We start from the raw sequence: 12,890 nt of genomic DNA, 5'->3' as shown, positions 1-12,890 counted from the left end.
GGCCTCCCAAGCGGTTGCAACTTGCAATCGGTCGGCGACACCGTAGCAGGCGCCGGCCGGGTCGAGGCGCTGCCCGTGACCGGCGAGCACCGCCGCCCGAGGCCCGGACACCGGTTCCCGGCGCGGCGGATCGGGCCTACCTTGCCGTCATGGACCAGGCCGAGCGCCGGGACTTCGTCCGGGAGCACCGCACCGCGATCTTCGGGTACAACCGCCGCGCCGACGGGCCCGCGATGACGGTCGTCTACTACGTCCTCGATCCCGACACCGGCGACATCCTCGTCTCCACCATGGCCGAACGGCAGAAGGCCAAGGCCGTCGCGCGCGACGGCAAGGTCAGCCTGTGCGTGCTCGACGAGCACTGGCCGCTGACCTACCTGCAGGTCTACGGCGACGCCGTGATCGAGGACGATCTCGAGGCCGCCACCGAACTGATGCGCCGCATCATCGTGTTGATGGGCGAGGGCCAGGAGGTGCCCGAGGAGAAGATGGCGACCGTGCGGACGATGTGCGCCGACGAGCACCGGGTGGTCGTGCGGATCACCCCGTACGCGACGTTCGCGACGCCGCCGCGGCACACCCACAGCCCCGACGACATCGACACGCTGACCCACTGGACCAGCAGCAGCCAGCCGTGGTGACGCCGCCCGAGGTCGACACGATCGTCTTCGACATCCTGGGCACGCTCGTGGACGACACGGCCGGCCTGCGCTCCGCGCTCGCCGGGCTCGGCGCCGACGCCGGCCGGGTCGACGACCTCGTGGCGCTCTGGGGCCGGTGCATCGCGACCGAGCACCGGCGCGTCGTCGCCCGCGAGCGCGCGTACGCGCCGAGCGAGGTGCTGGACCGCGAGGCCGCCCGGGCCGTCGCCGAACACCTCGGGGACCCGACGGTCGTCGACACCCTCGTCGAGGCCGTCCGGCAGCGGCCGGCGTGGCCCGACACCGCGGACGCCCTGGCCCGGCTGGGAGCCGACCACGAGCTCATCGGCCTGTCGAACGCCGACACGACGGCCCTGCTGCGCATGAACGCCGCCGCGGGCCTGCGCTGGCACACCGCGCTGTCGACCCAGGCCGCCGGCACCTACAAGCCCGACCCGGCGGTGTACCGCCTGGCGATCGACTGCGCGGGCCGTCCCCCGGAGCGCATGCTCATGGTCGCCGCCCACGCCTGGGACCTGCGCGGCGCGCAGGCCGCCGGCCTGCGCACCGCGTACCTCGAGCGCCCCGGCGGCGACCCGCCCGCCGCGGGGGACCGGTTCGACCTCCACCTGGGCGCCCTCGCCGAGCTCACCTGACCCGACCCGGAGCCGCCATGCTCGTCACGTTCAGCTTCACCCGCGTCGCCGCCACGGTCCGGCGGTGGTTCGAGATCGGTCCGGACGCCTCCATGGAGCACGGCGCCCGCATCGAGCTCGCGCTCCGCGAGCCCCAGGAGCACCGCGGTTCGGAGTCGGCCGCGCAACGCCTGGTCGTCGACGGGGTGTTCTGGCGCGCCGACCTCTTCGGTCGCCTCGATCGGCCGGCCGAGCCCTTCTCCGCGGCGCATTTCCACCCCTGGTTCGAGGGCGTCGAACCGTCCGACCGGCACTGGGACGCCGGCCTGACCGCGGCGCCGTGGGAGTGGCTCGCCGCGCAGTTCGCGGACCTCGGGCAGCGTCTCGCGGGCGCCGGGCTGGATCCGGCCGTCGGCGGGCCCGACGCGGAGGACGTGCGCGACGCCGCCGGCGACATCGTGGCGGCGGCCCGACGGTTCGGGCCCGACCGGCCGTTCACCCGTGACGACGACGCCCGGCTCACGAAGGACGCCGCGCATCGCCACGCGCTGATGCTCGACCTCGTGGCGGACCCGGCCGCGCTCGACCGCGAGCACCTCCGGCCGTGGCTCGAGCGGACCGGCTGGAGCGGGTGAGCACCGGGTCCGCGAGGTGTCCGCCCCGTGAACGTCGGGGGATCCTCGCTCCGGCGTCGATCGCGCGGGGGAGGGTGGGGTACACCTGACCTCGTGTCGAACACCGTCTCCGCCGCCACCGTCGTCCTCGCCGCGATCCGTGAACGGGTGGCCGCGCTCCACGCCGCCCTCGAGCCCGAGACGGTGGCCCCGGACGCGGCCCGGGTCGACGACACCGACACCACGGCCGGCGACGGCGGCGACGACGCCGGTGCCGGATTCGGCGCGGACGGCGGCTCGTCGGTGACCGTGCCGGCCGCGGAGGACGAGACGCCCGACGACGCGCCGGTGCTCGCGGCCGGCGGCTCCGACGAGCCGGACGTGGAGCGCCTCGCGGAGGCGCTGGCGGACCTGGAGGCGGTCGTCACCGGGTTCGCGTCGCTCATCGAGGGCGGCGAGCTCGCCGCGCTGCGCGCGGAGCTGGCCTGGGCGCGGTCGACCGTCGACGAGGCCCGCGCACTCGACGGCACGGTCGAGGTGCTCGAGGAGCTCGTCGAGGACCTCGACCCCGCCCTGCGTCAGGGTCCGGTGGAGGCCCGGGTCGGGATCGTCGTCGCCGCCCGCACGACCGAGCGCCGTGACGCCGTCACCGGGATGCTCGCGCAGCCCGAGTGGACCAGCCTGCTCGCGCACGCCGACCAGCTCGTGCTCTCGGCACCGATCGGGGGCGGCAAGCCCAAGCACGCCGGCCGTGTCCTGGCCCGCGCGCTCACCGACGCCGACGCCGCGGCGCTCGAGGCGGCCGAGCCCGTGGTGGACGGGGAGGCCCCCGAGCTGGGCGCCGTCGCCACCGCGGCGCACGCGGTCGCCACGACGGCCCGGATCGTCCGTCCCGTCCTCGGCAAGCAGGTCCGCCGGCTCGCCGACGCCGCGGACGACCTCGTGGGCGCCGCCGAGGACCGCCGCCGGAGCGAGGCCGTGGCGCACTGGCTCGTCGACCTGGCCGACCTGGCCCACCGTGCCGGGGAGCCGAGCTTCACCTACGGCGTGCTGCACGCCGAGGCGCGCGCCCGTCGTGCGGCGGCCGACGAGGCCCTGACCGCCGCGGTCGCGGCGTACACCAGGCCCAAGCTGCGCAAGGGCCTGGTGGACGCCGCCTGAGGGTCGGGCTCAGAAGTACGTCTTGCGCCCCATCGGCCGCCCGACCGCCCCGAGCAGGGTGAGGATCAGGCCGACGACCAGCAGGATCCAGCCGATCGTCATGACGATGGAGGGGACCGGGGCCAGGTAGCCCAGGACGATGAGGATGATGCCGAGGATGATCACGTGAGGACTCCTGTCCGCTGGGGAGCGTTCGCCGCCGGGCGAGGAACGTCCTGACCCCCGACGGGCAGAGCGGCAACGACACGGTCGGCGCCCGTGGTGCGGCCCAACCAGGGATTGCGGACGAGGTTGCGCTGTTCGGCCGTGCCGTCGCTGGGGGTTCTGACAAGCGGCGCGACAGCGACAGCGGACCTGTCTCAAAGGGATGCTGGCCCCGTGGATGATCGCGCGGCGGACCCGTTCGGCCGGCTCGTCGGCACGCTCGTCGCGGCCGTCTTCGGGGCCGTGTTCGTCCTCGCCAACACCGACGCGTTCCCGCCGCCGTGGGCCGCGGCGCTGCGGATCGCGGCGGTCGCCGCGGCCCTCGCGCTGGCCGCCGGCGCGGTGGCCGTGTTCCGCCGGGCCGCCCGGCACGCGGCGGGTGTCGGCGCCGGTCGGACGCGGTGGGGGCGCGGGTACTGGCTCGTCGTCGCCGGCGAGGTCGTCGCCCTCGCCGTGGGCCTGTGGCTGGTCAACGGTGTGCTGTACCGCCCCGACCTCGCCGTCGTGTGGGTGGCCCTCGTCGTGGGGGTGCACTTCGTGGTCCTCGGGCGCGTCTGGCGCTTCGGGCGGTTCGTCGCCCTCGGCGCCGTGATGACCGTCCTCGCCGTACTCGCGGTTCTGGCGGCGGCGCTGACGGGGTCCGGACTCCTCGTGCAGCTGCTCGCCGGCGTCGGTTCCGGGGTCGCGCTGCTGGGCTTCGGCGGCGCCGCGCTGTCCCCCCGGATCGGCTGATCTGTCCGATCGGCGCCGCGCACGACATGCTGGTCCGAGGTCGCTCGAGGCAGGGGGTCAGGACGTGGCGAAGGCGGACACGAAGTCGGGCACGAAGAAGAAGCGCTTCCCCAAGAAGGTGTACGAGGCCGAGCTGCTGCGTCTGCAGGGCGAGCTGGTCCAGATGCAGGAGTGGGTCAAGGCGACCGGCGCGCGCCTCGTCGTGATCTTCGAAGGACGGGACGCGGCCGGGAAGGGCGGCGCGATCCAGCGGGTCGTGGAGAACCTCAACCCCCGCGTCGCACGGATCGTCGCCCTGCCCGCGCCCACCGAGCGCGAGCGCACCCAGTGGTACTTCCAGCGCTACGTCCCGCACCTGCCGGCGGCCGGGGAGATCGTGCTGCTGGACCGCTCCTGGTACAACCGCGCCGGCGTCGAGCACGTCATGGGCTTCTGCACGCCGCAGGAGTACGACCGCTTCATGCGGCAGTGCCCCACGTTCGAGAACATGCTGATCGAGGACGGCATCCTGCTGCGCAAGTACTGGTTCTCGGTCAGCCCGGAGGAGCAGGAGCGCCGCTTCTTCGAGCGGCGGGCGAACCCGCTCAAGCGGTGGAAGCTCTCGCCCATGGACCTGGAGTCGATCAAGCGCTGGGACGACTACTCCAAGGCGAAGGACGCCATGCTCTCCGCCACCGACACCCAGATCGCGCCCTGGACGATCGTGGAATCGGAGGACAAGCGCCGTGCCCGGCTGAACATGATCGCCCACCTGCTGCACACCGTGCCGTGGGAGCCGATCGAGCAGCCGGCCCTGCATCTGCCGGTGCGCCCGCCGAGCGACGGCTACGTGCGCCCGCCTCGTGAGCTGGCCCGCGCCGTCCCCGATCACGCCGCGACGCTGCTCGACGGGCACTGAGCTCCCCCCCTCGTCCCCCCACATCGGGGGACGAGGGGAGGCCGTCCGTGTGCCTACGGTGCGAGACGACCCACGCCCCCGGCGAAAGGCTCGGTCGTGAAGATCGGAACGACGCACCTGTTCGTGCCCGGGCCCACCGTGGTGCCGGAGGTGGTCCGGCGCGCGATGAACGTGCCGATGGAGGACCACCGCGCGCCCGACTTCCCGGACTTCGTCCTGGAGCTCCTCTCGGACCTCCGGTGCGTCTTCCGGCTCCGCACCGGCCGCGTGCTGCTCTACCCCGGCTCCGGCACGGCGGCGTGGGAGGCGGCGATCACCAACTGCCTCGAGCGCGGTGACCGCGTCCTGATGTCGCGCTTCGGGCACTTCTCCCACCTGTGGGCGGACATGGCGCGCCGCCTCGGGCTCGACGTCGTCTGCCACGACGTGCCGTGGGGGGAGGGCGTCCCCGTCGAGGCCTACGAGCGGGAGCTCCGCGCCGACCCGAGCATCAAGGCCGTCTTCGTCACCCACAACGAGACCTCGACCGGCGTCGCCTCCGACGTCCGCGCCGTCCGCCGGGCGATGGACGCGGCCGGCTCCGACGCGCTGCTGTTCGTCGACGGCGTCTCGTCGATCGGCTCCGTCGACTTCCGGCAGGAGGACTGGGGCGTCGACCTCGCGGTGGCGGGGAGCCAGAAGGGCTTCATGCTCCCGGCGGGCCTCGCGATCCTCGGCGTGAGCGAGCGGGCGGTGGAGGCCGCCGAGCGCACGGCGACGGAACGGTGCTTCTTCAGCTTCCGGGAGATGATCACCGCGAACGACGTCGGCTACTTCCCCTACACGCCGCCGACCCCGTTGCTGCACGGACTGCGGGCCTCGCTGGACCGGCTGCTCGACGAGGGGATGGACGACGTCGCCGCGCGCCACCGCCGCCTGGGCCACGGCGTCCGGCAGGGTGTGCAGGCCTGGGGTCTGGACCTGTGCGCGACCGCCCCGCACTGGCACTCGGACACGGTGACCGCCGTCCGTCTCCCCGCCGAGGTCGACGGCGCCGCGCTGTGCCGGATCGCGTACCACCGCTACCGCACGTCGTTCGGGGGAGGCCTCGGCAAGGTCGCGGGGAAGGTGTTCCGGATCGGGCACCTCGGCGACGTCAACGAGGTGTCCTGCCTGACCGCCCTGGCGGCGGCGGAGATGGCCCTGCTCGACGCCGGCGCCGGGATCGAGCCCGGCGCGGGCGTGGCCGCGGCGCAGCAGTACTTCCGGCAGGCGCTGGCCGACGAGAAGGCCGGGGAGGCCGTCGGAGCCGGCCGGCCGCGCTGAGCACCGGACCCCGTCAGGACTGCTCGGTCAGCACCTGCTCGAGCGGACGGCGAGGGGTCGGGACCAGGGGCGGCGCGAGGGGCTCGGGCCATCCGAGGCGCACGACGCACACGGGCGGACGGTGCGCCCCGACGACCAGGTGCCGCAACCGCTCGCGGGTCTCCGGGACCTCGAGGACCTGGACGATCGGTGTCGTGCCCAGGCCGCGCGCGGTGGCCTTCAGGAGCACCGCGCTGAGGGCCTCGCCCGCGCGCAGCACCGACACCGGGGCGTCGTCGACCGCGGTGAGGACGGTCAGCGCCGACGAGTCCCGATGGTCCGCGCCGGCGCGGGGCTGGCGCAGCGTGCCGCGTGGGAACCAGCGCAGCACGAGGTCGCTGTAGGACGGCGGCGGACCGTCGAGCCGGGCGCTCGCCGGGATGACGTCGCCGGCCCCGGCGAAGCGATGGGTCCAGCGGTGCAGCTCGGCGAGGTAGCCCTCCTGCTCGGGCTGGCGCTCGGCCGCCTCGCGCATGGCCTCGGCGACCAGCGTCCGGTAGGTCCCGTAGGCCAGGTGCAGCACGCCTCCGAAGGGGCGCGCCGCGTCGTCGAGCGCGTGCAGCACGTCGACGGGGACCGAACGCTCCGCGAAGCGCCGCCGGTCGGTGTGGCGCCGGTCGATGGCCGCCGCGTGCGTGCGGGTCCGCGCGTCGGCCGACTGGTCGTCCGGCGTGATCCGGACCCGGGCGAGCGGCCGTCCCGCGGGACCCTCGGGCTGGTGGCGGACCTCCGAACGCCATCCGTCCGCGGCGAGGGCGACCCGGAGGTGGTGCAGGGCGCAGCCGCACCCGAGCAGGACGCCGCGCCCCGACTCGTCGGTGAAGCGCAGCCGGCGCGTCGGGTCGACGTGGAGCTCGAGCTCGGCGTCCCCGAGCACCCAGCCAGGGCTGGGCGTTGTGCTCCGAGGGGGCCCGCTGCGCCCGGCCGACCGCGTGGCGCAGGGCGGCTCCTCTCCCCGCCGCCATCCCAGTGCGGTCACCGCGTCGCGGCGAGGACCCTCCGGCCCCGTCCCGGCCGCCGAACGTCCCGCTCGCGCCCGGTGATCTGGACGTAACCGGCGGGACCGTGACGTCACCCGACTGTCACTCCGGGCGTTTCGTCACGCAACACGATGATCAGAAGCTCGGCGACCGGATTGTCCTGATAGGGAAGGAACCCGCCGGTCGTGGAACTCGACAGTGGAACGATCGCCTGGATGTTGACCAGCACCGCGCTGGTCCTCCTCATGACGCCGGGCCTGGCGCTGTTCTACGGCGGCCAGGCGCACTCGAAGAGCGTCCTCAACATGATGATGATGGTCTTCTCGACGTTCGCCACGGTCGGCGTCCTGTGGGTCATCGTCGGCTACTCGCTCGCCTTCGGTGACAACGCCGTCGGCGGGTGGTTCGGCAACCCCGCGCAGTACTTCATGCTGTCGAGCCTGCTCTCGGAGACCGTCCAGACCGACGGGCTGCCCGACATCGCGTTCGCGGCCTTCCAGGCGATGTTCGCCATCCTCACGGTCGGGCTGATCGCCGGCGCGGTCGCCAACCGGATGAAGTTCAACTCGTGGATGGTCTTCTCGCTGCTCTGGGCGCTGCTCGTCTACTTCCCGATCGCGCACTGGGTGTTCGACCTCGACGCGGGCTGGATCGCCAACGGCATCGGCGCGGTCGACTTCGCCGGGGGGACGGCGGTGCACATCAACGCCGGCATGGCCGCGCTCGTCCTCGCCCTCATCCTGGGCAAGCGCAAGGGCTGGCCGAACGACTCGGCGCGTCCGCACAACCTCACGATGGTCATGCTCGGCGCCGGGCTGCTGTGGTTCGGCTGGTTCGGGTTCAACGCCGGCTCGGCCGCCGTCGCGAACTTCGCCGCCTCCTACGCGCTGCTCAACACCGTCGTCGCGACCTGCACGGCGATCTGCGGCTGGCTGATCATCGAGCAGGTCCGGGACGGCAAGCCCACGTCGCTGGGGGCCGCCTCCGGCATCGTCGCGGGCCTGGTCGCCATCACCCCGGCGTGTGCGGCGGTGACGCCGCTGGGCGCCATGGCCATCGGCTTCATCGCCGGCCTCGCCTGCGCCTTCGGCGTCGGCCTGAAGTACCGGTTCGGGTTCGACGATGCGTTCGACGTCGTCGGCGTCCACCTCGTGGGCGGCCTCGTGGGCACGCTGCTGATCGGCTTCTTCGCCTGGGACGGCGCGCCGGCCGGTGCCGGGGGCGTCTTCTACGGCGGGGGCTGGGGTCAGCTCGGCATCCAGGCGGTCGCCGCGCTCGCGGTCATCGTCTACTCCGGGGTGCTGACCGCGATCATCGCGCTGATCGTCAAGGTCACCATGGGTCTGCGGATCGAGGAGGAGGCCGAGACCGTCGGCATCGACGAGGCCGAGCACGCCGAGTCGGGCTACGACTACTCCGGCATGTCGAACGGCCGCGTCGGGGCGGCCGCCGGCAACGGCGCGACCGCCGGGGTCCTCTAGCGCCCCACGTCGAACGGCACCGGTCCGCCGTCCTCCCGCCGGGAGCGACGGCGGGTCCGGTGCCGTTCGCCTGCGCGCGTCGTGGAGCCGGCACGGTCGAGACGAGAGGTCGGGGATGGACGGGGACGCGGCGACGGACCTGGCGCGGGCCCGGGAGGCGCTGATCTCCCCGCCGGAGGGCGCCCGGCGCCTGGGCCCCGCGGCGCTGCGCGGGGCGCTGGTCGAGCTGCACGACTTCTGGCTGACGAGCCGGGTCGCGGCCGTCGGCGTGACCCGGGGGACCGCGCTCGTCGCGCTCGGGGCGCTGGGCCGCCGCGAGCAGGCTCCGTGGTCGGACCTGGATCTCCTGCTCGTGCACGACGGGAGCGCCCCGGCCGCGGGCACCGGCCGGACCGCCGGCGCGCTCTGGTCCCCGCTGCGGGACGCCGGGATCGGCCTGAGCGCCGCGACGGGCACCGTGGGCGAGGTCGTCGCGAGGTCGCTCGAGGACCTCGACGTCGCGACGGACCTGCTGGACGTGCGGCCGGTCGCGGGCGACCCCGCCGTCGCCGAGCGTCTCGCCGCGGCGGCGCGCCGGGCGTGGCGCGCCGGGGCACGCGGCCGGATCGAGGTGGTCGCCGACGCCGTCCGGGCCCGCCGGGAGACCTCCCGTGAGGTCGCCCGGCAGACCGGCGCCGACCTCGAGCACGGCCGCGGCGGGCTGCGCGATCTCCGGGTTCTCGACGCGCTGGTCGCCGCCCAGCTCGTGGAGGAGCCGGGAGCCGACGTGCGCGCGGCCCGGGCGTTGCTCCTGGACCTGCGCACCGAGCTGCACCGCCGCGCCGGCCGTGCTCGCGACGTCCTGTGGGCCGAGGACGCGCACGAGCTCGCCGCGACACCCGGGTCGGGGTTCGCCGACGGAGTCGAGCTCGCCCGGTCGCTCTCGGGCGCGGGGCGCACGGTCGCCCACGCCCTCGACGTGGCGCTGCGGTCCGCGCAGGCCACGGCGACGAGACGCGGTCTCGCGGCCCTGCGGCGCGGCCCCGGGCGCCGGTCGCCCGCCGAGGGGGTCGTCGAGCACGGCGGGGAGGTCGCACTCGCCCGCCAGGCACCCGTCGGCCGGGATCCCGCGCTCGTGCTGCGGCTCGCGGCGGCCTCGGCCCGCACGGGGCTGCCGATGGCGCCGGCGTCCCTGCGCCGGCTGGCCGACGCCGCGCCGGAGCTGCGGGAGCCGTGGTCCGACGAGGCCCGCGGCGAGCTGCTGACCGTGCTCGGGTCGGATGGGGTCGTCGGCGTCGTCGAGGCGCTCGAGCGTGCCGGGCTGTGGGGCCGGCTGTTCCCGGAGTGGGGCGCGGTCCGCGACCTGCCGCCGGGGGACCGCCGGCATCGCTGGACCGTCGACCGCCACCTGATGGAGGCCACGCGGCACGCCGCGGCGCGGACGGCCCGCGTCGCGCGTCCGGACCTCCTGCTGCTCGGGGCGCTCACGCACGACCTCGGGCGGGGCCGCGGCCACGACCACGCCGCGGTGGGCGCGGAGCTGGCCCGCCACCTCGGGCGCCGGCTGGGGCTCGCTCCGGCGGACGGGGAGACCCTGGCGGCGATGGTGCGTCACCACCGGCTCCTGCCCCTGACGGCACGGCGCCGCGATCCGGACGATCCGGTGACGGTGCGGCGGGTCGTCGCGACGCTCGGCGGCGACCCGGTCCTGCTCGAGCTGCTGGCGATCCTCGCCGAGGCGGACGCCCTCGCCACCGGCCCCGAGGTGTGGACCCCGTGGGAGGCGGCCCTGCTCGGCGACCTCGTCGGCCGGTGCCGGGCGGTGATGGCCGGGCGGCCGGTGCCCCACCCGCGACGCGGCGCGAACGAGGCGGCCGTCGGCGCCGGGATCGGGATGGAATCCTCGGAGCTCCCGGACGCCGGCGTCGTCGTCGGCGACCGGGACGGAGTCTGACACCCGGGCGGGAACGGAGGCCGCGTCGTGCCGGTCCTGTCGGAGGCCCATCGCGCCGCGGCCACCGCTCTCGCGGCGCGGGAGCCGACGATCGCGCGTCTGGCCGACAGGTTCGGCCTGCCGACGATCGTCGAGCCGACCTCGACCGGCTTCGCCTTCCTCACGCGGGCGATCACGCACCAGCAGCTGTCCAACCGCTCCGCGGACGCCATCCACGGCCGCCTGGTGGACGCGCTCGGCGGGGAGGTCACGGCGGACACGCTCCGGGCGGTGCCGGACGACGACCTGCGCCGGGCCGGGCTGTCGCTCGCGAAGATCGTGTCGCTGCGGGACCTGGCCGTGAAGGTCGACGACGGCGCGGTGCGGCTCGACGGCCCGACGCTCGCCGCCCTGGACGACGCGGACGTCGTCGCCGAGCTGACGGCCGTGCGCGGCGTCGGCCGGTGGACCGCGGAGATGTTCCTCATGCTCCAGCTGCTGCGCCTCGACGTCTGGCCGACCGGGGATCTCTCCGTCCGCAAGGGCTACGCCGCGGCGTGGGAGATCCCCGTCCCGACCGCACGGGAGCTGGACCTCCTCGGGGAGGCGTTCCGGCCTTCTCGGACCGTCGCGGCCTGGTACTGCTGGGCGGTGCTGGGGCAGGCGCCGGGGCCGGGGAACGCCTGACGACGATGGGCGCATGACGATCGAGGGAGTGCGTGTCCACGGCGACGACGGCCCGGCGGTGCTGTTGCTACCGGGCGGCGCGGCGCCGTGCGAGGGCTTCTTCCCGGGGGTGGTCGAGGGGCTCGTCGCCGATCCCGGCTGCCGCGTGATCGTCCACGACCGGCCCGGCACGGGCTCCTCGCCCGTGCCCGGGACGCTCGCCGGCGCCGCCGACCACCTGCACGCCCTCGTCGGCGAGCTCGGGACGGGTCCCGTGGTCGCGGTCGGCCAGAGCCTCGGCGGCGCCGTGGCGACCCTGTTCGCCGCCGCGCACCCCGCCGACGTCGCCGGGCTCGTGCTGCTGGACATGACACCGGTGAACGACCCGGAGCTCTGCGCGCAGATCGAGCGGCGCACGGCGGCGACGGTCCGGGTCGCCGCGATCCCGCGCCTCGGGCCGACGCTGCTGCAGGGGCTTCTGTGGCTCTCGACCCGGCGGATGAGGCGTGCGATGCGACCGGACTGTGCCGCGGCCGTCGACCGGACCGTGCGCCTGGACCCCCGGCAGCTCGCCGCCTCGGTCACCGGGCTCACCGAGCAGGCCCGCCGCTGGCGCGACGACGCGCTGCCGCCCGTGCCCGCCGCCGTGGTGACCGCGGACCGCAGGCCCACCGCCGCGGTCCGGCGCGCCCACGAGCGCGTCGCGCACGCGCTCGGCGCGCCGGTGATCTCCTGGCCGCGGGCGGGCCACAGCGTCCACCTCGACCATCCGGACGACGTGCTGGCCACCGTCCGCGACGTCGTGCGCCGCGTGATCCACCCCGTCACCTGATCGACGTACCCGCGATATCGGAGCGTGTCCGCCACCGGGAACGGTCGGTGGCACGGCAGCCGTTGCGGGAGGAGACCAGGTGAGCGGCTTCAACATCGTCCTCGTCCATGGCGCGTGGGCCGACGGCTCGTGCTGGAGCGCCGTCGTCCGGGCGCTCCAGGAGCGCGGCCACACCGTGACCAGCCCCCAGTTCCCCGAGACGTCCCTGGACGCCGACGTGGCGCGGCTGCGCCAGGTGCTGCGACGGCAGGACGGGCCCACGCTCGTGGTCGGGCACTCGTACGGCGGGCAGATCATCACCGCGCTGAGCCAGGACGCCCCGAACGTCGTCGGCCTCGTCTACATCGCCGCGTTCGGGCTCGACGAGGGCGAGTCGATCGGCAAGCTCCTCGCCCAGGGGCCGCCGACCCCGGCCCTGGCCCACCTCGAGATCGACGAGCTCGGCTACGCGTGGTTGCCGCAGGACGACTTCGTGGCGCACTTCGCCGCCGACGTCGACCCGGCGCAGGCCCGCGTCATGCACGCCGTCCAGCAGCCGCTCGCGGCGAGCACGCTCGAGGACGTCATGGGCATCCCGGCCTGGAAGGGGCTGCCGAGCTGGTACATGGTCGCGGCGCAGGACGAGGCGATCCCGCCGGACGCGGAGCGCGCGTTCGCCGCCCGCATGGGCGCCGCGACCGTCGAGGTCGCGTCCAGCCACGTGCCGATGATCTCCCACCCGGACGCGGTCGTGGAGCTCGTCGAGACCGCGCTGGCCCGCGTCGGCTGACGTCCTTCTCCTCGCCCGGGC

General features: G+C 75.0%; 15 protein-coding genes. 12 read left to right on the top strand and 3 right to left on the bottom strand.

Annotation, left to right across the window (positions count from 1 at the left end):
* Positions 1 to 149 precede the first annotated feature (149 nt).
* The 4 genes from ACR9E3_RS02320 to ACR9E3_RS02305 all read left to right on the top strand — a co-directional run bounded on the left by ACR9E3_RS02320 (position 150) and on the right by ACR9E3_RS02305 (position 3,051).
* Positions 150 to 641 (top strand): TIGR03618 family F420-dependent PPOX class oxidoreductase, encoded by a 492-nt coding sequence (locus ACR9E3_RS02320; RefSeq protein ID WP_460378112.1) that lies wholly within the window; start codon positions 150 to 152, stop codon positions 639 to 641.
* A complete protein-coding gene (locus ACR9E3_RS02315) occupies positions 635 to 1,297 on the top strand; it encodes a haloacid dehalogenase type II (RefSeq protein ID WP_460378110.1) in 663 nt (220 codons plus the stop codon). The genes ACR9E3_RS02320 and ACR9E3_RS02315 overlap by 7 nt, the downstream gene beginning before the upstream one ends.
* Positions 1,298 to 1,314: 17 nt before the next feature.
* A complete protein-coding gene (locus ACR9E3_RS02310; RefSeq protein WP_460378108.1) occupies positions 1,315 to 1,911 on the top strand; it encodes a hypothetical protein in 597 nt (198 codons plus the stop codon).
* Positions 1,912 to 2,004: 93 nt separating this feature from the next.
* Complete coding sequence (locus ACR9E3_RS02305) at positions 2,005 to 3,051, top strand: CHAD domain-containing protein (RefSeq protein WP_460378106.1); 1,047 nt, start codon at positions 2,005 to 2,007, stop codon at positions 3,049 to 3,051.
* A gap of 9 nt (positions 3,052 to 3,060) precedes the next feature.
* Here ACR9E3_RS02305 and ACR9E3_RS02300 read toward each other — a convergent pair whose 3' ends face one another.
* Positions 3,061 to 3,216 carry a DUF6131 family protein gene (locus tag ACR9E3_RS02300; RefSeq protein WP_285659049.1) on the bottom strand — a complete coding sequence of 52 codons (156 nt, stop codon included), beginning with the start codon at positions 3,214 to 3,216 and terminating at the stop codon, positions 3,061 to 3,063.
* 213 nt (positions 3,217 to 3,429) lie between these two features.
* On the opposite strand from ACR9E3_RS02300, the gene ACR9E3_RS02295 reads away from it, so the two are divergent.
* The 3 genes from ACR9E3_RS02295 (at position 3,430) to ACR9E3_RS02285 (ending at position 6,190) form a co-directional block, all read left to right on the top strand.
* Entirely contained in the window at positions 3,430 to 3,987 is a 558-nt protein-coding gene (locus tag ACR9E3_RS02295) for a hypothetical protein (RefSeq protein ID WP_460378104.1), read from the top strand.
* A 64-nt stretch (positions 3,988 to 4,051) separates the two neighbouring features.
* Positions 4,052 to 4,885 carry a polyphosphate kinase 2 gene (gene ppk2 / locus ACR9E3_RS02290; RefSeq protein ID WP_460378102.1) on the top strand — a complete coding sequence of 278 codons (834 nt, stop codon included), beginning with the start codon at positions 4,052 to 4,054 and terminating at the stop codon, positions 4,883 to 4,885.
* Positions 4,886 to 4,981: 96 nt separating this feature from the next.
* Positions 4,982 to 6,190 (top strand): pyridoxal-phosphate-dependent aminotransferase family protein, encoded by a 1,209-nt coding sequence (locus tag ACR9E3_RS02285; RefSeq protein ID WP_460378100.1) that lies wholly within the window; start codon positions 4,982 to 4,984, stop codon positions 6,188 to 6,190.
* Positions 6,191 to 6,203: 13 nt separating this feature from the next.
* Here ACR9E3_RS02285 and ACR9E3_RS02280 read toward each other — a convergent pair whose 3' ends face one another.
* Positions 6,204 to 7,106 carry an Acg family FMN-binding oxidoreductase gene (locus ACR9E3_RS02280; protein ID WP_460378099.1) on the bottom strand — a complete coding sequence of 301 codons (903 nt, stop codon included), beginning with the start codon at positions 7,104 to 7,106 and terminating at the stop codon, positions 6,204 to 6,206.
* Positions 7,107 to 7,300: 194 nt separating this feature from the next.
* The gene (locus tag ACR9E3_RS02275) at positions 7,301 to 7,438 is read right to left on the bottom strand and encodes a hypothetical protein (protein WP_460378097.1); all 138 of its coding nucleotides are present in this window, start codon (positions 7,436 to 7,438) and stop codon (positions 7,301 to 7,303) included.
* On the opposite strand from ACR9E3_RS02275, the gene ACR9E3_RS02270 reads away from it, so the two are divergent.
* The 5 genes from ACR9E3_RS02270 (at position 7,425) to ACR9E3_RS02250 (ending at position 12,869) form a co-directional block, all read left to right on the top strand.
* Entirely contained in the window at positions 7,425 to 8,690 is a 1,266-nt protein-coding gene (locus tag ACR9E3_RS02270; RefSeq protein WP_460378095.1) for an ammonium transporter, read from the top strand. The genes ACR9E3_RS02275 and ACR9E3_RS02270 overlap by 14 nt on opposite strands.
* Before the next feature lie 115 nt (positions 8,691 to 8,805).
* On the top strand, positions 8,806 to 10,623 hold the full coding sequence (locus ACR9E3_RS02265; protein ID WP_460378093.1) for a [protein-PII] uridylyltransferase: 1,818 nt from the start codon (positions 8,806 to 8,808) through the stop codon (positions 10,621 to 10,623).
* A gap of 27 nt (positions 10,624 to 10,650) precedes the next feature.
* Positions 10,651 to 11,289 carry a DNA-3-methyladenine glycosylase family protein gene (locus tag ACR9E3_RS02260; protein ID WP_460378092.1) on the top strand — a complete coding sequence of 213 codons (639 nt, stop codon included), beginning with the start codon at positions 10,651 to 10,653 and terminating at the stop codon, positions 11,287 to 11,289.
* A 13-nt stretch (positions 11,290 to 11,302) separates the two neighbouring features.
* Complete coding sequence (locus ACR9E3_RS02255) at positions 11,303 to 12,100, top strand: alpha/beta fold hydrolase (RefSeq protein WP_460378090.1); 798 nt, start codon at positions 11,303 to 11,305, stop codon at positions 12,098 to 12,100.
* Between the two features lie 79 nt (positions 12,101 to 12,179).
* Positions 12,180 to 12,869 (top strand): alpha/beta fold hydrolase, encoded by a 690-nt coding sequence (locus tag ACR9E3_RS02250; RefSeq protein WP_460378088.1) that lies wholly within the window; start codon positions 12,180 to 12,182, stop codon positions 12,867 to 12,869.
* The last annotated feature ends 21 nt before the right edge of the window (positions 12,870 to 12,890 follow it).

It is taken from the genome of Actinomycetospora sp. C-140 (assembly GCF_054796175.1).
The sequence above is the reverse complement of the archived record's forward strand: the minus strand, read 5'-3'. Positions and strand labels throughout refer to the sequence as shown.

Coding starts and splice junctions, on each gene's coding strand:
- ACR9E3_RS02320 (WP_460378112.1), top strand. CDS start 150: ATGGACCAGGCCGAGCGCCGGGACTTCGTCCGGGAGCACCGCACCGCG.
- ACR9E3_RS02310 (WP_460378108.1), top strand. CDS start 1,315: ATGCTCGTCACGTTCAGCTTCACCCGCGTCGCCGCCACGGTCCGGCGG.
- ACR9E3_RS02270 (WP_460378095.1), top strand. CDS start 7,425: ATGTTGACCAGCACCGCGCTGGTCCTCCTCATGACGCCGGGCCTGGCG.
- ACR9E3_RS02265 (WP_460378093.1), top strand. CDS start 8,806: ATGGACGGGGACGCGGCGACGGACCTGGCGCGGGCCCGGGAGGCGCTG.
- ACR9E3_RS02255 (WP_460378090.1), top strand. CDS start 11,303: ATGACGATCGAGGGAGTGCGTGTCCACGGCGACGACGGCCCGGCGGTG.